The sequence below is a fragment of the Lysinibacillus sp. COL-1 genome (assembly GCF_059814265.1).
Window position 1 is genome coordinate 109,030 of sequence record NZ_JCAWSJ010000004.1, and the last position, 22,224, is coordinate 131,253.

At 36.8% G+C, this 22,224-nt stretch carries 21 protein-coding genes and 1 riboswitch; of the genes, 10 read left to right on the plus strand and 11 right to left on the minus strand.

From position 1 onward, the window contains the following. Positions 1 to 3: 3 nt before the first annotated feature. Complete coding sequence (locus AC6BKE_RS08970) at positions 4 to 1,155, minus strand: response regulator (protein ID WP_271912197.1); 1,152 nt, start codon at positions 1,153 to 1,155, stop codon at positions 4 to 6. A 35-nt stretch (positions 1,156 to 1,190) separates the two neighbouring features. Further along, on the minus strand, positions 1,191 to 1,370 hold the full coding sequence (locus AC6BKE_RS08975; RefSeq protein WP_141905175.1) for a YjfB family protein: 180 nt from the start codon (positions 1,368 to 1,370) through the stop codon (positions 1,191 to 1,193). Positions 1,371 to 1,669: 299 nt separating this feature from the next. Between AC6BKE_RS08975 and AC6BKE_RS08980 the strand changes: the two genes are divergently transcribed. The 5 genes from AC6BKE_RS08980 (at position 1,670) to nhaC (ending at position 6,534) form a co-directional block, all read left to right on the plus strand. Beyond that, positions 1,670 to 2,434, plus strand: a complete 765-nt coding sequence (locus AC6BKE_RS08980) for a 3D domain-containing protein (RefSeq protein WP_499856593.1) — start codon at positions 1,670 to 1,672, stop codon at positions 2,432 to 2,434. Positions 2,435 to 2,603: 169 nt separating this feature from the next. After that, complete coding sequence (locus AC6BKE_RS08985; RefSeq protein WP_036117859.1) at positions 2,604 to 3,152, plus strand: superoxide dismutase family protein; 549 nt, start codon at positions 2,604 to 2,606, stop codon at positions 3,150 to 3,152. A gap of 192 nt (positions 3,153 to 3,344) precedes the next feature. Continuing rightward, positions 3,345 to 3,488, plus strand: coding sequence for a hypothetical protein (locus AC6BKE_RS08990; protein WP_170829843.1), 144 nt, complete (start codon positions 3,345 to 3,347; stop codon positions 3,486 to 3,488). A gap of 205 nt (positions 3,489 to 3,693) precedes the next feature. After that, positions 3,694 to 4,803: an amidohydrolase gene (locus AC6BKE_RS08995; RefSeq protein WP_499856595.1), complete on the plus strand. Its 1,110-nt coding sequence runs from the start codon at positions 3,694 to 3,696 to the stop codon at positions 4,801 to 4,803. 282 nt (positions 4,804 to 5,085) lie between these two features. Further along, the gene (gene nhaC / locus AC6BKE_RS09000) at positions 5,086 to 6,534 is read left to right on the plus strand and encodes a Na+/H+ antiporter NhaC (RefSeq protein ID WP_271912200.1); all 1,449 of its coding nucleotides are present in this window, start codon (positions 5,086 to 5,088) and stop codon (positions 6,532 to 6,534) included. Positions 6,535 to 6,596: 62 nt separating this feature from the next. Here the strand turns inward: nhaC and AC6BKE_RS09005 are convergent, their stop codons facing one another. Then, positions 6,597 to 7,838, minus strand: coding sequence for a hypothetical protein (locus AC6BKE_RS09005; protein WP_271912201.1), 1,242 nt, complete (start codon positions 7,836 to 7,838; stop codon positions 6,597 to 6,599). Positions 7,839 to 7,918: 80 nt separating this feature from the next. Between AC6BKE_RS09005 and AC6BKE_RS09010 the strand changes: the two genes are divergently transcribed. Then, entirely contained in the window at positions 7,919 to 9,031 is a 1,113-nt protein-coding gene (locus AC6BKE_RS09010; protein WP_499858300.1) for a mandelate racemase/muconate lactonizing enzyme family protein, read from the plus strand. 11 nt (positions 9,032 to 9,042) lie between these two features. Then, positions 9,043 to 9,726: a hypothetical protein gene (locus tag AC6BKE_RS09015; RefSeq protein ID WP_036117848.1), complete on the plus strand. Its 684-nt coding sequence runs from the start codon at positions 9,043 to 9,045 to the stop codon at positions 9,724 to 9,726. A 59-nt stretch (positions 9,727 to 9,785) separates the two neighbouring features. Here AC6BKE_RS09015 and AC6BKE_RS09020 read toward each other — a convergent pair whose 3' ends face one another. Then, on the minus strand, positions 9,786 to 10,496 hold the full coding sequence (locus AC6BKE_RS09020) for a Fe-S oxidoreductase (RefSeq protein ID WP_036117844.1): 711 nt from the start codon (positions 10,494 to 10,496) through the stop codon (positions 9,786 to 9,788). A 118-nt stretch (positions 10,497 to 10,614) separates the two neighbouring features. On the opposite strand from AC6BKE_RS09020, the gene AC6BKE_RS09025 reads away from it, so the two are divergent. Next, the gene (locus AC6BKE_RS09025; RefSeq protein WP_499856598.1) at positions 10,615 to 11,046 is read left to right on the plus strand and encodes a DUF4395 domain-containing protein; all 432 of its coding nucleotides are present in this window, start codon (positions 10,615 to 10,617) and stop codon (positions 11,044 to 11,046) included. A gap of 281 nt (positions 11,047 to 11,327) precedes the next feature. On the opposite strand, the gene AC6BKE_RS09030 is transcribed toward AC6BKE_RS09025, so the two are convergent. The 3 genes from AC6BKE_RS09030 to AC6BKE_RS09040 all read right to left on the minus strand — a co-directional run bounded on the left by AC6BKE_RS09030 (position 11,328) and on the right by AC6BKE_RS09040 (position 14,440). After that, positions 11,328 to 12,290, minus strand: coding sequence for a DMT family transporter (locus AC6BKE_RS09030; RefSeq protein ID WP_036117785.1), 963 nt, complete (start codon positions 12,288 to 12,290; stop codon positions 11,328 to 11,330). A 180-nt stretch (positions 12,291 to 12,470) separates the two neighbouring features. Continuing rightward, entirely contained in the window at positions 12,471 to 13,700 is a 1,230-nt protein-coding gene (pepT, locus tag AC6BKE_RS09035) for a peptidase T (RefSeq protein ID WP_036117782.1), read from the minus strand. A gap of 89 nt (positions 13,701 to 13,789) precedes the next feature. Next, the gene (locus tag AC6BKE_RS09040) at positions 13,790 to 14,440 is read right to left on the minus strand and encodes a lysoplasmalogenase (RefSeq protein WP_499856601.1); all 651 of its coding nucleotides are present in this window, start codon (positions 14,438 to 14,440) and stop codon (positions 13,790 to 13,792) included. A 131-nt stretch (positions 14,441 to 14,571) separates the two neighbouring features. On the opposite strand from AC6BKE_RS09040, the gene AC6BKE_RS09045 reads away from it, so the two are divergent. Then, a complete protein-coding gene (locus AC6BKE_RS09045) occupies positions 14,572 to 16,251 on the plus strand; it encodes a hypothetical protein (protein ID WP_342504177.1) in 1,680 nt (559 codons plus the stop codon). 42 nt (positions 16,252 to 16,293) lie between these two features. On the opposite strand, the gene AC6BKE_RS09050 is transcribed toward AC6BKE_RS09045, so the two are convergent. Next, positions 16,294 to 16,722: a hypothetical protein gene (locus AC6BKE_RS09050; RefSeq protein ID WP_499856602.1), complete on the minus strand. Its 429-nt coding sequence runs from the start codon at positions 16,720 to 16,722 to the stop codon at positions 16,294 to 16,296. Positions 16,723 to 16,927: 205 nt separating this feature from the next. Continuing rightward, on the minus strand, positions 16,928 to 17,659 hold the full coding sequence (gene chrR / locus AC6BKE_RS09055) for a class II chromate reductase ChrR (protein WP_499856603.1): 732 nt from the start codon (positions 17,657 to 17,659) through the stop codon (positions 16,928 to 16,930). A 359-nt stretch (positions 17,660 to 18,018) separates the two neighbouring features. Here chrR and scpC point away from each other — a divergent pair, with 359 nt between their 5' ends. Beyond that, positions 18,019 to 19,542, plus strand: a complete 1,524-nt coding sequence (gene scpC, locus AC6BKE_RS09060) for a succinyl-CoA:acetate CoA-transferase ScpC (protein ID WP_036117767.1) — start codon at positions 18,019 to 18,021, stop codon at positions 19,540 to 19,542. Positions 19,543 to 19,610: 68 nt separating this feature from the next. Here scpC and AC6BKE_RS09065 read toward each other — a convergent pair whose 3' ends face one another. Together AC6BKE_RS09065 and AC6BKE_RS09070 are read right to left on the minus strand one after the other, a co-directional pair. Then, a complete protein-coding gene (locus AC6BKE_RS09065; protein WP_499856604.1) occupies positions 19,611 to 21,092 on the minus strand; it encodes a DASS family sodium-coupled anion symporter in 1,482 nt (493 codons plus the stop codon). 196 nt (positions 21,093 to 21,288) lie between these two features. Continuing rightward, positions 21,289 to 21,921, minus strand: a complete 633-nt coding sequence (locus AC6BKE_RS09070; protein ID WP_036117761.1) for a glycerol-3-phosphate acyltransferase — start codon at positions 21,919 to 21,921, stop codon at positions 21,289 to 21,291. A 155-nt stretch (positions 21,922 to 22,076) separates the two neighbouring features. Then, positions 22,077 to 22,190: riboswitch (SAM riboswitch) on the plus strand. The last annotated feature ends 34 nt before the right edge of the window (positions 22,191 to 22,224 follow it).

Genomic DNA, 22,224 nt, shown 5'->3' on the forward strand with positions numbered 1-22,224 from the left:
GGGTTATATACTTTTTTCAAGCTCCTTTGCTTGTGCTTGTACAACATTTTGAAAAAGGTCTGTTGTCTCCTGAGTGGGTGATACATTTAATTCTGACAATAAAAGGCTATTAAAAGAATGATACATTTTTATGGCTTCAGCACGATTACCAATCTCAGTGTAATGCCGAATTAATAGCTGAACAGTTTTATCGGAATATGGATTTAACTCTAAAGCTAACAATAATGAACGTTCTCTATTTTTAAAATTCCGGTTTTTAGTGTAATAATGAATCAATTCATCGAGTAATTGAGTAAATTGTTTATTCATTAAGTTAGCTTTACTAGCAGTCCATGAATAGTCCAATGTCGCCATAAACTCACCATGATAATTTTGGATGAGCTCCTCCGCCTTCTCGATATCCAATCTTCCTGTTTCTGCTTTAGTATTTAAAATATACTCCAAATCATGGGCATCACATTGAAAATCCTCTAGTTTCAAAATATAGCAGCCATTCGTATATTCAATCACATCAGAGTAACCATACGATGAAAGCGTTGTACGCAAGTATGAAACGGTAGTATGCAATTGGACTCTTGCCTTTTTAATATCCGTATCACTCCAAAGTGTATCTAGGATGGTATCACGAGGTACTGGCATATGAAGCTGTAAAAAAAGAAAGGCAAACAATTCTTTTGTTTTAATCGTTCTCCAATGAATTGCTTTTTCTTCATAAGAAACGACAAATTCCCCAAAGCATCTGATCGTAAGCGAAGGCTTTTGATGAGTTTGAGCTGCTGATGTTAGATCTTTCTGGAACAGCTCTTGAATTCTATTAATCGTCGTTTCTAAGCGAGATTTCGAAATCGGCTTTAATAAGTAATCAAGAGATTGTACATCAAATGCTTGAACAGCATAGTCTCGATAGGCAGTTACAAAAATGATACAGATGTTTTTGTCCCATGTTTTTATTAGTTGTGCAACTTCTAAACCGCTCATACCTGGCATTTCAACGTCTAAAAAGGCTACTTGAAAGTCTAAGGTAGGTCCTTCTATCAGTAAGTCTTTTGCTGTAGTAAACGTTTCAATGACCTCAATGTCATCAAATGCATTTAAATGTTTTTTTATATTAACAAGAGCTAATGGTTCATCGTCCATCACAATTACCCGGATCATATAAGGACCACCTTCCGCTAAATATAGCTGCATTATCAGACTGAGATGTCTATTCTTGATCCTTTGTATGGATGTGTAGGAACTTGCTGAGGTAGATCTTGTAATAATTCAATAGCTGTAGATGTGTTCAAATTGAGTGCGTTTTGCATTACGCTCATTTGTACGGTTTGTTGAAGTTCCATCAGCTGTGATGACATGAGTGAATTAATTTCCATTTCTACATTCCCCCCCTTTCTTTATTTATCGGCTAAAAATAGCAAATATCTAATATAAAAAAGTCCGAAACTGTGCTACAAAATTATAGATTTTTTACCCTCAAAATCTGCGAATTACTAAAAAATTAATTGAAATTGTATATTTTTCCGTTTTTATAGTAATAATTCCTAATATCAGGCGGATAACCCTGAGTTATTAATTTGCAAACTTATGGTTGCTGTCATAGTAGAGCTTTCAACTCTAGCGTGCTAGCAGCAGATTTGCAACAAATAATAAAATGATGGAGGTATTACTAAACATGAAGAAAAAAGCATTAGCTTTAGCAGTAGCGATGACCTTTGGTTTGAGTCTGTATGCAAGTCCTTCCTCTGCGAAGGACAAATCACCAGGCAATATACTATGGGCAATTCCTGAGATTTATAATTTAACGGTTGGAGAATTCCAGCAACTAAATGAGATGGAGTCGTTGTGGTTCTATCCAGAGCAGGATTTAGTGAAGGACACGACAACAAAAACAGAGTCGGCAAATGAAGATGAATATGTCATCAAAGGCGGTGACACATTATTTTCAATCGCTCGTACAAATAATGTGACGGTTGATGAACTAAAAGCATGGAATAACCTTGGTTCAGATTTAATTTTAGCTGGTGAGTCATTGGCTATTAAGGCCTCGGCTGCAAAACCAAAGCCCAAAACTTCTGAGGGAATTGCAGCTGCAAAACCTGCTACAACGACTACAACTAAACCAGTAAGTGCTCCAGCAACTGGTTCTGGTAAAACATTGACAATGCGTGCGACTGCATATACGGCCTATTGCGAAGGTTGTTCAGGTATTACCGCAAATGGCACAGATATTAGATCTAATCCCAACTTAAAGGTCATTGCAGTAGACCCTAGAGTTATTCCTCTTGGTACAAAGGTTTGGGTGGAAGGCTATGGTGAAGCGATAGCAGCTGATACAGGGGGAGCTATTAAGGGCAATAAAATTGATGTATTTATTCCTACTGAAGGACAAGCACTCCAATGGGGTGTGAAACACGTAACAGTAAAAATTTTAGATTAACTATGAAAAGGGATTTCTCAAGCTTTGGGAAATCCTTTTTTTTGATTCAGCAAAAATACAGGCATTAAAAATACTCCTTTTTCTTAGGAGAGGAGGAGTCGTATTTATTTGTTTTGTGCATAAGTACTGGGTAAGTTGGTAATCATCAGAAATAGAGGAGGAATTTTTTATGAAAAAAATAAGTTTAATTGGCATTTCTTTATTAGTTTTTGTTGGTGGTTGTAGTTTCTTTAATAAAGAAGAAAAGTTACCTGTAAATGCGACGTCCCCCTTAACGGCTACTGCAAAAGTGATTGGTGCAAATAACGAAAGCTATGGGAATGCGTTTTTTCAAGAAGAGGATAATGGCGTTAGAATGACGCTGGCCTTAACTGGCTTACCGCCAGGCACACATGGTATTCATATTCATGAAGTAGGGAAATGTGAACCACCTAAATTTGAATCGGCTGGTGGACACTTTAATCCAACTAATAAAGAGCATGGTAAATTAAATCCAAACGGCTATCATTTAGGGGATTTACCAAATTTAGAGATTGGTGAGGATGGTAATGTTGATTTAGATTTCCTAGCTGAAGGATTGACTTTACAAAAAGATCAACCAAATTCGTTATTAGATAGCGATGGCAGTGCTATTGTTATTCATGAATCAGCTGACGATTATAAAACAGATCCAGCAGGTAATTCTGGAGCAAGAATTGCTTGTGGTGTGATTCAATAAAATGATGTGGAAGACTGTATCTAATAATTATTAGATGCAGTTTTTTATTATATGGAATAAAATGGTGTTCTATCTAATGATGAGATCAGTTTTATATTTATAATGCATAATGTGTATTATTTATTGCATTTTGCTAAATTACTATTGTATAATTCTTTTATCAGAAAATTCAATCAAATAAGGAGTGATACAATGGGGAAATTGTTAAATTCAAAATTTGAAACTTATTTAATGGATCAAGAGTTTGATTTCTATGAAGAGGAAGAAAAAAATGAGGAGCAAATGGTGAAGGTACATTATGAAGAATATCCAGAAGGGTTTTTTACAAGTTTATAATGAATATTTGATGGGCTATGTTGAAAGTGATGATAACTTTTAACATAGTCCATTACTTTCTGCACCTCTATTTATAAACGGCTTGTTAGGAGCATAATAATGAAATACATCCCTTTACTATTTTAGTTAGGTCTTAAGGCATATGTACTTTTCTGAAATAGATTCATGTATAATGGGAAACAAAAATGCGTATAGAGGTGTAGTTATGTCAAAAGCTTTAACAGTAGAAGAAACGATTTATCAATGGTTTGATCATTTTCACAAATATCCAGAAGTAAGCTGGAAGGAGTTCGAGACAACTAAGAAAATCGCTTCGATACTGGATGAATTACAGATTAGTTATCGTTTACTAGGTGACATACCTGGGTTAATAGCTGAAATTGGAACAGGTGAAGAAATAGTTGCAGTCCGCGCTGATATCGATGCTTTATGGCAAGAAGTTGATGGAAAATGGCAAGCGAATCATTCTTGTGGACATGATGCCAATATGACAATGGTTCTTGGTGCATTACTACTACTGAAGGATCGCCCATTGCAACATCGTGTGCGTTTCATTTTCCAACCTGCTGAAGAATTAGGAAATGGTGCATGTGCAGCCTTCGATCGAGGAGCGGTTGATGGGGTAACACATTTATTTGGAGTCCATTTAAGACCAATTGAAGAATTACCACTTGGTAAAGTTTCGCCAGCAATCCATCATGGTGCAGCTTATTTTTTAGAGGGGACTATTCAAGGCATTGATGCGCATGGTGCTAGACCTCACCAAGGTAAAAATGCGATTGACGTCATTATGGCTGTGCAACAAATGCTACATAGCATTCATTTATCACCATTTGAACCACATTCTGCTAAATTAACGAAAATTATCGCAGATGGAGGTAGTACAAACATTATTCCGGGCAATGCTAGCTTTTCAATGGATATTCGAGCACAGCACAATCAACAGCTCGAATTGCTACGCAGCAAAATTGAGTTTGGTTTAACATCAATACAGCAACAATTTGAAATTGATATGACTTGGAATTGGGTTGATTTTACGCCAGGTGCTGAAGTTTCACCAATTGCGGCAAACATGGCGAAGGCTGCCATCATTGAAACTTTAGGTGAAGAACATTTAGCGGATGAAATAACGACACCAGGTAGTGATGATTTCCATTTCTATACAGTGAAAAAGCCAGAATTAAAAGCAGCGATGATTGGAATCGGGGCAAACCTAACGCCAGGATTACATCATCCTAAGATGACATTTGATCGTAGTGCTTTAATGGATGCTGCAAAAGTACTTGCTTGTGTATTAGAAAAAAAACCTGAATAAAAAAATAATTTTTAAGCTATATGAAAAAATGTAATTTATTTTTTCATATAGCTTTTTTTGCATGAACATTTTCTTAAATGTATGGATATTCAAGGGTTTGCATTGCTTTTTATTGCTACTTGAAAACGTTTTATTACGCTAAAACAAAGGGATTTGCTAGAGAGGCATAAATTTTTTGCGTTGACTTTTAATTTTTTGAATATTAAGCTAAAAAACGTAAAAAATTATTTGCGTCTTTGAAAAACCGAAATGGGATTTGGTGCAAAAAAAGGGGATGGAAGAATGAAAAAGGATATTAATGCAGGTTGGGCACTACTAACTTTTGCAATTATGATTATTACAATGTTGATTACAGTAGTTGTTTTAGAGCAAAGTCCTCACGTACCTCTTCTTGTTGGCACAACTGTAGCAGCAATTGTTGCCAAAATGCATGGATACAAATGGTCAGAAATTGAAGAAATGATGTATAAGGGGATACGACTGGCATTACCCGCCATTGTCATTATTATTTTAGTAGGTTTGACAATTGGGGCATGGATTGGCGGCGGGGTCGTAGCAACGATGATTTTCTATGGCTTAAAATTAATTTCTCCAGCCTGGTTCTTAGTGACAATCATGCTGTTATGTTCAATCGTGTCATTAGCTATTGGTAGTTCATGGTCAACGATGGCGACAATTGGTGTCGCAGGTATGGGTATTGGTTTAAGTATGGGTATTCCAGCGGCTATGATTGCTGGTGCGGTTATTTCAGGTTCATACTTTGGAGATAAGATGTCACCACTATCAGATACAACGAATCTAGCAGCAGGTTTAACAGGTACTAATTTATTTGAGCATATTAAGCATATGCTTTATACAACAATTCCAGCGTTAATTATTTCGCTTGTTGTTTTTGGAATTCTCGGTAGAAAATTTGCAGATGTTTCCATGAAATCAGAAGAAATTTTAACAACGTTAAAAGTGATGGAAGAAAGCTTTGTCATTTCTCCTTTACTATTACTTGTACCAGTGGGTGTTATTGTTTTAGTAGCTAAAAAGGTGCCAGCAATTCCAGCTTTAATTATTGGTATTGTTTCAGGTTTCTTACTGCAAATTTTTGTACAAGGTGGTTCAGCCGCAAGTGCTGTACAAGCATTGCAAGCTGGATTCGAAATCTCGACAGGTAATCACATGGTGGATGATTTATTTAACCGTGGTGGTTTAGATTCAATGATGAATACGGTTTCAATGACCATTGTAGCGATGACTTTTGGTGGTATTTTAGAGTATTCAGGAATGTTAAAAGCGCTTATGAACGTAATTGTGAAGTTTGCTAAGTCTACTGGAAGCCTTATTGCTTCAACTATTGCAGCATGTGTAACAACAAACGCAACTTGTTCTGAGCAATATATTTCAATTGTTGTCCCTTCACGTATGTTTGCGGGGGTATATCAACAACGTGGTTTGCATTCTAAAAATCTATCTCGTGCATTAGAAGATGGGGGAACATTAACATCTGTTTTCTTCCCTTGGAATACTTGTGGTGTATTTATTCTAGCTACTTTAGGTGTAAGTGCTATGGAGTACGCACCATATGCCATTCTTAATTTTGCTGTACCTATTATCTCCATCATTTATGGATATATTGGATTTGCCATTGTTAAATTAACACCAGAGGAAATAGCAGAAGCTGAGAAGCGTAAAAAAGAATTAGAGCTAGAAAGTTCTGAGAATGTAGCGATTGCAGATTAAAATAAAATTCTCGTAGATACATGTTTATCTACGAGAATTCCTTTTTCTTTTGATGCCATCATTTAGTAGGTCGCAAAATTCAATTCATAAATGGTACGAGGGCGACCTTGTTGATGGGTCATTTCCTCACCGACAACGTTTGCATAACCATTATCAACTAATTTTTTGATAATACGTTCGGTTGTTCGTCGTGTAACTTGAAGATATTCAGCAAGATTTTGTGATGTAAATTGTGCGGATTGTCGATCATGGCTGAAATTGATTAGTTTAGAGATATTTAATGGACTGAGGCTTGTTAGCTTAGCCATTTGTAAAACGTAGGGATCATCTGTTTTTAAAGACACTTTACCTTCTGAATTCGGAAAAGGTCCTAATAGATTTTTATGTTCATCAAGAATGAAAATCTCGAAAGGCTTCGTAAATGTTAAAGCTTGCTGTGCATTTTGTGTTGCTTCCAAAATGGAGTAACCATAACCGAATGCTAGCTTAAATGGTTGTTCGATTTGTTGTATTAGTTCTTCTAAGCTTTCCCTTTCTAGTGCATTTTGTAAATGACCTGCGGTTGTGTAGAGCTCAAAGGTGTGGGCAGCAATTTGCTTGTACGTTGAAAAGGTAGCCTTAGCAATTTGATTTAAAATAGTTGATTCGATTGAAGAATCCCCCTGAATTTCTAATAGACCGACAACGGCTTTAAAGGCTTCGGATTTGGTTAGTAATGACTTGGATTTAGTTTCTTCTAGACATTGCAGAATAGAATTTGTAGTATCTAGCATACGCATTGCGGGTATGTGAAGTGCTTGTAATTCATCGAAAACACTATGAATACTTGTAATGACAAATTCTATACTTTTGGCATTCCACAAGGTGATATGACGCTGTAAAATATGTTCAGTTGGTTCTGTAATCGATATATGCTGAACATGTGGCTTAGGTCCAGTATATTCTATTTCTGTTAAAACATTGTCAACGAATGCTGGATTCATGACATCAATGGAAATTCTATCGATTGCTACACTATGTTTGGCTACTAGTGATAAGAGTGTTGTAGAAATGGCTGTTTCATCTTGTTTAATATAATTCCATGGTATTGGGATTTCCGAAAGTAATGACTGGGCATGTAAATAGGGTAATGTTCCTCCTAATAGCAGTGCGTCACATGGTTTAATTTGCTTCATTAAAGTTGGTGCTTCAGATGGGTGGTTGTAAAGATAAAATTCTAATTGAACATCGGCTATGTTTTGTGCGATACTAATAATACGATTCATAAATGCTTTAGAACAAATAATCGCTATTTTGGTAGACATGGGCATCGTTCCTTTTCTATTTTTTTAAATATTTAACGACGTATTAACGACATATATAACGACAAGGGAGATTGATTATGATGAAAATCCAACAAGTAGAAATCTTTGCAATACATTTACCTCTAATTGATCCATTTATCATTAGTTATGCTACATATGATACAATGCCTTCTATTATTTTAAAAGTGACTACCGATACAGGTATTGTGGGGTACGGGGAAGCAGTTCCTGATGAGCATGTAACAGGGGAATCATGGGAAAGCACATATGCTGTGCTAAAACATCAACTTGCTCCTGCGGTTATTGGAGAAAATCCAATGGCTTTTGAAAAGCTGCACGAAAAAATGAATAAAATTGTAAAAGACGTACCAGCTGCAAAAGCAGCACTTGATATTGCTTGCTTTGATATCACTGGGAAAGCATTAGGAGTCCCTGTATACCAACTTTTAGGTGGACGTTATCATGACAAATTCCCAATTACCCATGTATTAAGTATTGGGACGCCTGAAGAGATGGCAGAAGAGGCTGCTAATCGAGTAGAAATGGGCTATCGTTCTTTTAAAATGAAAGTAGGCACAGAGGTAACTCGTGATGTTGCACGCATTAAAGCAGTACGTGAACGTGTAGGTGAAGATATTGCTATCCGAGTGGATGTAAATCAAGGGTGGGGCAATGCGTCTACTACCTTACAGGGTTTACGTGCTATGAAGGATTTAAACATTGATTGGTTAGAGCAACCGGTAGATAGTGAAGATATTGATGGAATGGTTGAGATTAAATCAAAATCCGATGTGTCATTAATGATTGATGAAGGACTTCGTGGTGTACGTGAAATGCGTGAAATTATTGCCAAGCGTGCCGCTGATAAAGTAAATATTAAGTTAATGAAGTGTGGTGGCATCTACCCTGCGATGAAGCTAGCTATCATGGCAGAGATGGCGGGAATTGAATGTCAAATTGGCTCCATGGTAGAATCATCTGTTGGCTCTGCTGCAGGTTTTCATGTAGCATTCTCTAAGAAAATTATGACAAGTGTAGAGTTAACAGGCCCGCTAAAATTCTCTAAAGATGTAGGGAATCTACATTATGATGTTCCATTTATTTGCTTAAATGAACAGGCTGGGCTAGGTGTAGAAGTGGATGAGGATGTAATCCAGGAACTATGTAAGTTCTCAACTGTTGTAACAGCCTAAGGAGGCGTAATATGGAAAAGATTTATGAAGGTATGCTTGATAAGACGCCGTTTTTTGTCATAAAATTAACGCCTCAGCATTTACAACAAATTGAGGAGTTACAGGTTGAAGTTTATGAAGCATTAGCAGATCAAAGTATCTTGCAGCCTTTAAGTACAGAGGAATTTGAATATATTCTAAATGGCAACGGTATGATGATTGGTGCTTATGTAGAGGACGAATTAATTGCCTTTCGAGCACTGTTAAATCCGCCTATTGATGAGGAACATCTAGGCTATGATTGTGGAATTACGGAAAATGAATTTCAGCGTGTTTTATATCAAGAAATATCGAATGTTTCACCGAAATATCGAGGTTATGGCTTACAAAAAACATTGGCTACAGTAGTAATGAATGCGATTGATTTAGAAAAATATGATTATGTTTGCTCCACTGTAAAGCCATATAATATACCAAGTTTAAAAGATAAATTTTCGCAAGATCTCGTTATTAAAGGCTTGAAAATTAAATATGTTGATAAGCTCCGTTATATTTTCTATAAAGACTTACAACAGGAATTGTCCCCAGTATTTACTGACAAACAAATAATATCAATGGGGGATACAGCCGCACAACAGCAACTGCTAAAACAAGGCTTTCTTGGTACGAGGATGTTTGAAGAAAACAATGATTGGTTTGTTGTATACGAAAAATAAAGTAAAGCCTTACCCTTCGCATAAATTGGTGGAGGGTAAGGCTTTTTTACGAGAGTCTATTATTTCTTCATTGGACAAAAGCCACAGGCCATTAAACCAGGGATATCTTTAGAAAAACAACAAGATTTTCTAACAGGAATATTGATTAAATTCGTAGGGCTCTGACAGCCTGTATATTGCGCCCACCAAGATTTATTGGAGAAGCGTGCCCATGTTTCTGGATTTTCTAAAGCTTCAATATCGTCCATGGCTTGATCGGCCAAGCCTGGATTAGATAACAAAACATGATAGTGCCATAGCAAATAACCAAAGAAGTTTTCCCAAATGGTAAGAGGGGAAATCGATGTTACTTTACGAAGCTGTTGAACAATCACATGGCCATCATAAAGGATTTTCTCAATGACCGCTTGACGTTCATCTTCCTCAACATAACGCCAATCATTTGGATTGGCGAACATGGCAACGGTAAAGCTATTGAATTCCTTTGCAGCATCGAAACGTAATTCGAGTGGCTTGCCATCCCATACCTCATCATAAGCGGCAAGCATATAAAATTGCATAGCAAAGAACATACCATAGCGGCGAGCAAAATGAGAAATAGCGGCCGTTTCTGTTGCGGCATCTGTTATACCCATCATGAGGTTCAAAAAATCAGGATGGTAAAAATCTTTATGTATATCAGCTAATGTAAATAAAGTCCGCTTAGGTTCAGCTGTGTAGATGCTATAGGAATTTAATTGTTGAACTTGATCCATCGTTAAAGCTGGCATGGTAATCCTCTTTTCCTTTGAACTCTGTTAATTTCATTATAAAGTAATCAATTTTGCTTCACAAATGGAATGTCATGCAGTAAAATAAATTAAACATATCTGAAAGGTGGGTTTTAGAATGTCAGTGCCTCATGCAATTCCAAGACCACTCGTTCGACTGAATCAATGGATCATTCTTTTAAGTGTTATCTTTACATGGCTAACAGGGGTTACATGGCTTCTAGTCATTCCACTGACTGCAAATTTATTGGGTATTATATGCCATTATAACCCTATTATTCGTGTCGGTAAGCTATTTCTAAAAAAGGCCCCATCTGCTTATATACCAGAGGATGCACAACAGCAAAAATTTAATTCCAGCATTGCTAGCTTTTGTTTAGGGGTAGGCTTGTTAGGTTATATGTTGAATTGGGCTGTTATCGGTCATATCTTTACTAGCATGGTTGCAATCGCATCATCTATCGCAATCGCAGGTTTTTGTATTGGTTGTTTTCTACATTTTCAATTGAAGCAATGGCAGTACCGTCGTTCATTAAAAAAATCTTTTTAAAAAAGGGAAAAATTTTATTAGATTATTGTTGACAATTTAATTGATAATGATTATCATTATCGTATAAAGATTATTCCTCCGCTACAATACAGTGTAGAGAGGATGAACTTTAGCTACTTTTCTCCAGAAGTTTGCTAGTTCATGATTACGCTCCTAAAACCCCCCTCATTTTTTGGGAACGTGAAAATCTCAGACGACTCATTCTATTTAATAGGATGGAGTCGTCTTTTTTGTTGGTAAATTTATTACGCCTACTAAAAAAACAGCCCATAAAAGGACTGTTAGGAAGATATATTCTGTTGAACAGCATTTTTTTTCCCAATGATCATAGTATAGTAACTATGTAATAGCATACCTACGATGATGACGCCCAGACCTGCAAGTGCAATAGGGCTAGGGAAGGCTATACCTAATAATAAAACCTCACCGATAATAACAAATAAAATTTCTGTTGATTGGGTTGCTTCCACAGCGGCTAGTTTCCCTTGATGGTCTCTTACACGATCGGTTGCTATGAAAAACAATACTGTTGCAATGACACCTGAACTAATTCCTACGAGTAATGATTGGAACATCTGACTTGCTGAGGGCAGTCCAACTGTAAGACTGGCATAAATAGCTATGATGATCCATGCTGGCATTGAAGCAATGGTCATACCAAGTACTCGTTGAAAAGTATCGATCCGTCCCCCGCAAATCTCCATCATCTTGCGATTACCAAGAGGATAGGCAAATGCTGCGACGATGACAGGTAAAATACCGAGCATTAAACTTCTAAACGAAACCGATTGTGCATGAGGTATTTGTATAAGTAGAATACCTACTAAGATGACACATGAAATTAGAAGAGATATGAAAGGTATTTTTTGACGTATTGTTTTACCCGCAATAACTGAAACAAAGAGGGGAGCTAATAATACACCAGCAACAATTGTAAATTGCCATGTGCCAGAAACCAACCAACCTGGACCAAACGCTGCGGCAAAGGTTAATGGTGCATAGAATAAAACAAATCCAACAAAGCTCCAAAGTAACCAAGCTATAGGCTGTGCTTTCATTTCACCTGAAAGCTGTGAAAAGCCTTTGCGATAAAAGACAATGATAAGTAAAAAGGGTAGCATGAAAAAGAATCTTAGTGATGCACTCCATAGCCAACTGCCACCTTGCATTTCCATTGCGTGATTTAAAATAAAAGTCACGGCAAAGAAAAGAGAAGCTAAAATGCCTAAGGCAATTTCTTTCATATCGTTCACCTCAATTTGAGTTTAGAGCTTAAACCCTTTATGTAAATTGAAAATTCAGTAATTATTGCTAAAAAAATGACGAAGAAAGGAAAAGCCTTTCTTCGTAACGATGAGTATTGTTCTTTAGCGTGAGTCTAGAATCATTGAACTTACTCGAAAATTCATCAGAAATAAGATAGACTATTTAGCTTGTTGTTCAAAGAGCTGAACGATTTCAATAATAACTTGTGTTGCCTTTTCCATTGTTTCAGCAGATACATATTCAAATTTACCATGCATGTTTTCGCCACCAGCGAAAATATTAGGTGTTGGTAAGCCCATATAGGATAATTGTGAACCATCTGTACCACCACGAATTGGTAAGGTATTTGGTGTAATATCTAATTTTTCCATTGCGGCACGTGCGATATCAACAATTTCTTTTACAGGCTCAATTTTTTCGCCCATATTGTAGTATTGATCTTCAATAGTAATACTTAGGGCATGTTCGCCATATTGTGCTTGAATTTTTGCAGCCGTATCGAGCATTAATTGTTTTTTCTCTTCGAATTTTTGACGATCATGGTCACGCACGATATAAGATAGCTCAGTATGCTCAAGAGCCCCTTTAAAGCCCATTAAATGAATGAAACCTTCATAACCTTCTGTCTTTTCAGGAACTGCGTCAGCAGGCATTTCATTTTGGAAGGCAATGGCCATTGTGATAGCATTCACCATTTTATTTTTCGCAGAACCAGGGTGTACACTTGTTCCATTTGTAACAACCTTTACGCCAGCGGCATTGAAGCTTTCGTATTGTAGCTCACCAAGTGGTCCGCCATCCATTGTATAGGCATAGTCTGCTCCAAACGCGGCAACATCAAATTTATGTGGGCCACGTCCAATTTCCTCATCTGGTGTAAAGGCTACACGAATTTTTCCATGTTTAATAGTAGGGTTTTTAATGAGGTATTCCATCGCTGTTATAATTTCAGCAATACCAGCCTTATCATCAGCCCCTAATAACGTAGTGCCATCTGTTGTAATAAGTGTCTGACCCACGTAATTTTTAAGCTCAGGGAAGTCAGTTGGGGACATCACTAAATGTTCATTTAACTGAATATCTCCACCATCATAATTATCTATGCGCTGTGGATTCACATTTGTGCCCGTGTAGTCGGTAGCTGTATCCACATGGGCTAAAAAGCCGATAGTTGGTACTTCTTTATCTGTATTAGCCTCTAATGAAGCAAATAAATAGCCATTTTCATCTAATGTAATTTCTGTTAAGCCAATTTCAGCAAGTTCGTCTTTCAGGACATGTAACAGGTCAAATTGTTTTTGGGTAGAAGGAGTTGTTTCGCTTGTGAAGTCTGATTGTGTATCAATTTTTGCATAGCGTATTAATCGCTCGATTACTTGTTCTTTCATAAGTATGGCCTCCTAATGTGTATATGTTAAAATTCTTTGTGCATTCACAAAGTTGATTCTGGGCGCATTATGCCAAGGCATAATTGATATTATTGTAACACTTTACTTCGGATTTCGGAATATTGAAGGATACTTAATGCAATAAGTAATTGAGCGCTATAATAAGTTAGCATGATTACTTCGTGTGAAAAAGCTAGTGGCGTGACAAATTTATTAATAGCTAAATAAGAATCAGAAGCAATAAATAACAGAGCACCAATTGTCGCCAATGTAGAATCGGTTTTTATGGCCGTCCATCCCATAGTGAGAATCACTGAAATATAGGCAATCACTGCGATACCAAGTATCGTTTCACCTGTTTTAAAGACAGACCCTGCAATCCAGATGGCCATGCTCGATCCGTAAAGCAGTAAGAGTATTTTTGCCCACGTGGGTACTTGCCGCTCGTTTGCGGTAGAGAAAGCAAAAATATAAAAGACATGACCTATAAGAAAGCTAGTCAGACCAATTAAAAACCACTGCAATGTATAGTCCCCAATCATACAAAATATAAGCCCAGCAATAATTAAAAGTTGGTATTTTTTAATATGTAATGGCTTCTGAATCGCAGCTAAAATAATGATGAGCAACATGGGAATCACTTTAAAAATGAGTTTTAAACTTTCGGCAATATGGGAAAAGAGAAATATATAATAAAGACCAAATAAAATAATGAAACCTATTAGAAATTTTTTTAACAAATTTTTCAGCTCCTTTCCTTTTGAAATTCAATATTTATGGTAGAATTCCTTTCTGTACAACGTATGTATGAAACTTTTTTAGTATGTAACCGTAAATAAGTAGACAGAAAGCTGAAGAGAGGATGAACCAAATGACTAAGCTACTGATAGCTTCTGCAGTCATTGCATTGATCGCGAGTGTGTTAGTGACACCGCTTATTACAAAGAAGCGAGAAGATGGTAAATCAAGAAAGGTGATTGGATACTTTTTTATTGGTGTCTTTGTACTAGGATTTTTAGCTACTGCAATCACTCTATATGTAACAAAAATTGATGTAAACTGGCTTGTTTTTTGGCCTGCTATTATTTTATTAACGTTAGCTGGCGCCCTGCTTGCAAGTGGTATTGAACGGAAAATAAAAGGTATTTTATTTTTAGCAAGTTTAGGCGTAGCTGTGTATGTATTATCGGCTCCTCTATGGAATGCTAATGAAAAATTTGAATCCTCAGAAATGAAGGAAGAAGTTGAAATAAAACCATTCGATGAGACACAAACACCTGCAAGTGTACCACCGAAATTTGCTCGCAATAAAATGAAAAAAGCTTTCGGGCAAGTGCCAAACACTAGTTACTATGAGTTAGGACGCTTACAAATCCAAAAAGTGAAGGGTGATTATGTTTATATCGCACCAGTTGAATTTTCAGGATTCTTTAAATGGATGAATGGGGATACAACACCTGGTTACTTTATTATGAGTGCCACAGATTCTGCAGATAATCCTAAATTCGTTAAAGAGGAAATGAAATATGTTCCTTCTGCATATTTAAATGCTAATTTAGAACGTCATATTCGTTTACAACATCCATTCCTTATTTTTTATGGAGATGTTCAGCTTGAAGTAGATGATGAAGGTAAGCCTTATTACATTCGTTCATATGGTGAATTTATTACCGCGCGTAATGGCTTTGATGTGAAAGGGATTGTTTTAGTTGATGCACTAACAGGGAAATCGGAAACGGTTGAACTGGACAAAATACCTGAATTTATTGATGGTGCAGTTTCACCAGAGACAGTAAGTTTACAAAACAGTTATTTTGGTAATTATGTTCACGGTTTTTGGAACAGTATGTTTGGTAAAAAGGATGTAAAGATCCCTTCCGATGAAGGAACAGAATCGAATGTAAGTCCAATTTTCGATGAGAAGGGTGATATGTATTACTTTACTGATTTTACAAGCCCTAAAGAAGGCGTAGATTCAATGTTAGGCTATTCCTTAACGAATGCTCGTACAGGGGATGCCACATACTATACAGGAAATTTAGATTCAAGTTATATGGATTCACAGGGTAATTTACAAATTATCGAGAAGAAATTTATTGAGAAAAAATGGACTGGTGAAATGCCAGTGTTATATAACTTTTATGGTGAAGCAAGCTGGCTGACAGCGGTACTAGATTCCAACGGCTTTTTACAAAACTACTTCATCGTATCTGCTGCCAATCCTGAAATATCTGTTTATGCTACTACTCCTAAAGAGGCACTAAAGTTATATAAAACGGCCTTAAGTCGTGGAGGAAATACAGTAGATGGTAGCTCAAATGCGGAAGAGAAACAAGTGAGCGGGAAGGTAATGCGTGTTTACAAAGAACGTCTAGGTGATTTTACAATGGTATCTTTCTTATTAAATAATGGTGAAAATTATTTAATTAGTGCCGAAACAGAGCCTTTAGCAATATATTTACAAGAAGGTGATGAGGTCATTCTCACATATGGCGATACAGGTGAACAATTCTTGCCAGTTCGATCCCTCATGATTAAGGGATTACAATAAAAGAACAAAAGACGATCTTCGATATATCAAGATCGTCTTTTATTATGTGGATTTGTCCTCTTGAATAAAGGTTAGCATTTTTTCTTTATGGTTCATAAAGAGTGTTTTTGCATGGTCATTTAATGTAAAGATTTCATGTAAATAGCCTTGTAGTAATCTATTTTCGTACGCAAAAGAATGCGTGGGTTCACGTTCTAAAATATAGGATAAAAGAAGAGTATGTAAAACAGCTACTTCTAAATTTTGTGTATTGGTAATAAATTTCAAGTTGAGAATAGAGGTATGGGAAACAAACTGATTAACATAATCAATAGCCTGTTTATACAGTGTCAAATCAACATTCGGCTCTAATCGTTTTCTTAGTTGTGTACATGCATTATTTAATTCCTCTATTTTTAAAAATAAACCTCTTACACTTCTTTTATGTTGTTGTTCTAAAGTACGAGCAAGATGTTTATTGATATTGGACATTATTCATTTAACTCCTTTCATCCATTAGGGATCATTTATTAATATGAATGGAATAGCTGGAAAAGGGAAGAGGCTTTTCGTTTAATTTATTGGTGAACTTACTATCTATATCGAGACAAAATCACTAGCCTTAATATCGATGAGTAATAAAATTATGAAAAAAATGGGGTTCTAATCATACGATAGTAACCCCATTTGTATTTGGTTATTTCCAGTTAAATCCTTTTGTAGCTAAAAACTCTTTGATATGAGGACGTCGTTGTTCGACTAAAAAATCAGCCATTTGTTTAGTCCAATTATCAATTTTTCTGTTTGATGAACGATTATTGTAATACATTTCCATTGTCTCATTATACGCTGGTAAAAGCTCTTCATATTTTTCAACATTGTATTCATTTTCATGTAATATGGAAGATACAGGTAAACGTGGTTTTACTTCATTGCGACGAGCTGGGACACCGATTGTCAGACCGAATAATGGGAAAACGTGATCAGGTAAATTAAACAATTCACTTATTTCAGAAGGTTTATTTCGTACTCCTCCAATATAGCAAATTCCATACCCCATTGACTCTGCTGCAATAACAAAATTCTGTGCAAACAATGAAACATCTGCGACACCAACAAGGACATTTTCAGCTGAATCAGCCACAATGTCTACTCCCTCTAATTTTCCTGCCATTTGAAGACGCTTGAAATCAACGCAGAAGACAAATGCACCACCTGAAGTTTCATATTGACGTGGGTTACCAGAGAGTAAGCCTAATTTTTCTTTTTTGTCTGCATCTGTTACCCATATAACACTATAGGCCTGCACAAAATGGGATGTTGCAGCCATTTGCGCTGTTGCGATCAAATCTTCGATGATTTCCTTTGAAATTGGTTGTCCATCATAAATACGTACCGATGAATGATTGCGTAATAATTCTTTAACCATTTAAAAACTCTCTCCTTTATGCGTGCTTTATATCAAGAGCATAGCACGCTTTGTCGCCAAAATCGAATGAAAAAAAGATAGATAGTTATATTTAAATAGTTTACAAATGTAGAAATTATCTCGTAAAGTAAAATATTTCATTTAATATAGATTAAATATTCTAAATAGTTTAAAATTATTGAAGCGACTGTTTATTTGGTTGTGCTACCAAAAAATACAATTTCTTTATTCAACGGATGTTAGTGTTTATCTGATGCAACATTATTTGGATAAAGATAGAGCTTCTGACGAATGTCACACATTTAATGGAACCAAATATGCAAGTTGAACAAAAATATAGTGGGATGGGGGAATAAGGAATGGAAGAAAAGTTAGCGAAAAAGCTTCGCCATGAACAATTGCGGAGCAAGATTGTAACAGCAGAAGAAGCAGCATCTTGGATTAAAGATGGTATGGTATTAGGGATGAGTGGATTCACACGTGCTGGCGATGTAAAAGTCGTACCTCTTGCACTTGTAGAGAAAGCTAAAAAAGAGAAATTTCAAGTAGATGTCTTTACAGGTGCATCACTTGGTCCTGAAGTAGACCAATATTTAGCAGAAGCAGGTGTCATTCGTAAACGAGGCCCTTTCCAAGCAGATGCTGGTATTCGTAATAAAATCAATAGCGGTGATATCACATTTGTAGATGCCCATCTTTCTCATAATGCTGAACTTGTTCGCCAAGGTATTATAGGTCCTATTGATTTCGCGATTATTGAAGCTGCTGCCATTACAGAAGACGGCTTATTAATTCCTACAACTTCAGTTGGTAACTCTCCGATTTTTGTACAAGAAGCAGACCAAATCATCATTGAATTAAATGTAGCACAGCTTGATGCATTAGAGGGAGTGCATGATATTTTCGTACCTGCGCCACAAGGTAAGCGTGATCCAATTCCTTTGCAAAATGTGTCTGATCGTCTTGGTATAATTGGGATTCCGCTAGATTTAGATAAAGTAAAGGGCATCGTTATTTCAGATATATTAGATGCGCCATCAACAATTGTTCCTGCTGATGAGGAGACAGATGTAATGGCGAATCATTTATTAAATTTCCTACGTGAAGAGATTAAAGTAGGTCGCTTAACAACGAGCTTGCGACCAATTCAATCAGGAGTAGGCTCGGTAGCAAACGCCGTATTGTTAGGCTTTAAAGATTCTGAGTTCGAGAACTTAGAAGTTTATTCAGAAGTTCTACAGGATGCAGTATTTGAATTAATCGATGCAGGGAAAGTAAATTTCGCTTCCGCTACTTCTATTACCCTTTCAGAGCAAGTAGGAAACCGTGTTTATGGGAACTTTGAAAAGTATGCTGATAAATTAGTATTACGTCCACAAGAAATTTCCAATCAACCAGAAATTATTCGTCGACTCGGACTTATTTCAGTGAATACAGCATTGGAAGTTGATATATACGGCAATGTTAATTCAACACATGTTTCTGGTACAAAGATGATGAATGGCATTGGAGGGTCTGGTGACTTTGCACGTAATGCACGTCTAGGGATTTTTGTGACGAAATCGTATGCTAAAGGTGGCAACATTTCAAGTATTGTCCCTATGGTTTCACATGTGGACCATACTGAGCATGATGTGGATGTCATCGTAACTGAGCAGGGTGTAGCTGATTTACGTGGGCTTGCCCCGAAAGAGCGAGCGGCGCTTATCATTGATAATTGTGCACACCCCGATTATCGTGAGCAACTATGGCAGTATTATAATGATGCCAATGAGGCGACTGGTGGACATCATACGCCACACGATCTAGAAAAAGCACTGTCATGGCATGTTCATTATGCAAAAAGTGGGACAATGAAGGACCCTGCGTTTACGAAACAATAAAATACCATCATTAAAGCCTTGAAGGACAATTGTGCTTCAAGGCTTTTTGTTGTGAGCATATTAGAGTTTTATAATAATCCAATCCATTTCCAATAAGTAGCTGAGAACAGAAGAATTAGAAGGAAGCCGATAATCGTTAATGGAATACCAGATTTCAAGAAATCCTTTGTTGTAAATGCTCCTGTCCCATAGGCAAGCATATTTTGTGGTGCGCTAATTGGTAATAGGAAGCCAAAACTTATGACGAATTGTTGCACGATGACAAAGCCAACTTGATCAACATTCGTTGTTAATGTAGAGGCTAGTACGATGAATACAGGTATCAGTGCAGAGGCTAAGCTTGTTGCACTTGCAAAGCCTAAATGAATTAAAATATTAAATAATGTTACGAGTGCGATGGTTGCTAGTATTGGCATCGTATCTAGCCCAAGTGAACCAAATACTTTATCGGATAACCATGATGCACCTTCCGTCTTAAGTAAAATGGTTCCTAGCATAATACCTACGGCAAAGACGATAATTGTCCCCCACGGGATATGAGGTTCAACTTCCTTCCATGAATAAACACCGATTTTAGGCATTAATAAAATAGCGATGGCAATAATTGTGACTGTAGTTGTGTCAAAGGGATGCAATTTCCCTTCAGTTGCCCAGAAAAGTAGCAAAACGATTGATGTTATGATTAAGCGAATTTCAGGAGCCTTCAATGGGCCAAGCTCGGAAAGCTGTTTTTTGATGACCTCTTTACCACCTTCGATATTGCTAGTCTCAGGCTTAATTAAAGCGATCATAATGAAAAATAGAGCTACAGACATAATGATTGAGAAGGGGGCAGCATAGAGCAACCAAGCACCCCAGGAGATATCCACATTAAATTGTTCCTGAATAAAGTTTAAAGCGACCATATTTTGAGCTGCTGCTGTCTTGATACCGATATTCCAAATGGAAACGGCTTGTACCGAAGTAATAACAAGTAAAGCGGCGAGTCGACTATCGCGTGGTAAACCAAATGCTGCGACCATCCCTAGCAATATTGGTACGACTGCGCCTGCACGTGCTGTGGCAGAAGGAACAAAAAAAGCGAGGGCTATAGAAACTAAAATGGCGCCGAATACGATAGCTTTTGTTTTTGTTCCTACAAGTGAAAGGATCCAGAGAGCAAGCCGTTTATGTAAGTTGGTAATTTGCATGGCTGCTGCTAAAAAAAGAGCTGCTGCTACTAATGCGACAGCGGAATTACTAAATCCACTTAAGGATAATTTTAAAGCGCCAGCAGTTCCTAATTCTGTAGCAGGATCGTCCATTGATGGAGCGAGCCCTAGTAGAACAGTTACAAGTGCAATGATCATGGCTGAGCTAACGGGATAGGACACGGCCTCTGTTACCCATAGGATGACTGCGAATGCTAAGATGGCTAAAGCTCGTTGTCCAGCAATCGGTAAGTCACCGTTATTAGGTAAAAAAGTAATGATGATTAGTAAAGCAAAGGCCAAGCCAATCCATAGTGGCTTTAAATTCCGTTTCGTAGCTGTTTGATTGGGTGAAGACATATTTTCTCATCCTTTCTACGATAAATATGACGATTATTATCCATAACATCGGTTAGTAAAATGTTTTATTAAGATAAGAACTTGTCTATTTTATTGTAAAAAAATAAGTATGCAGAATAGCTGCTTTTTACAGCGATATAAGTAGATAAAGAGAAAATATACGGTCATAAAAAATACAAAAATATCCATTGTAATATTATTTCTTTTTCTTAAATGCAGACGTTACTTTAGGCTCTGTACCCTTCACTAATCGTTGGATATTTTCGATGTGCAGGATAATAGCTATGCCAAAAAGAAGGACAGCAATTATAGTTGGGCCAATTCCAGGAATCCATAAATATGTTGCCGTACAAAAAACGAGATAAAACTCTAGAACACCGACAATTAAATAGTTAGTTGCAAAGGATAAAATGACAAATAAAATAAGTGCAAATAAACCAATCTTCCAATCTACAGCAAGTAGAATTCCAATAATAGAGGCAGTTCCTTTCCCACCATTGAAGCCCATATAAAATGGGAAATTATGACCCAAAATAACCCCTGCAGCAATAATGTAGGTCAGGAGCCATATTTCTCCTTCGGTTAAATGCGGAGCATCTGCTAAATAAAAGTGTGCACCGATAATAGCTACAACGCCTTTGCCAATATCGATTAGGGCTACTAAAACGCCATATTTCCAGCCGAGGGAAAGTGTAGCATTAGAGGCACCTGCATTGCCATGGCCAGCTTTTTTTAAATCAACCCCCGATAAAAATTGTGCCACTTTAGAGCCGTGAATACAGCCAATTAAATATCCAACTAAGAGAAAAATGATCACGGCTTTTACCATAAAAATACTCCTTTCAAATTTTTTTCTAAATTAGTGTATGCGTTCATATTACGTATAAGAGCTGACAGAAGTTTCGGAAAAAATAAAATTTACATATTGACAGAAAAAAACTCTATGTTTATACTGTGTTACAACGATGGAAATTGAATCTCATACTCTTATCAAGAGCGGCGGAGGGATAGGCCCTATGATGCCCAGCAACCAGTAAGTGATGAACTTACTAAGGTGCTAATTCCTACAGATTCTTACTTGGATCTGGCAGATAAGGGGAGGAAAACTTGCAACCGCAACCCTCTTCTTAAC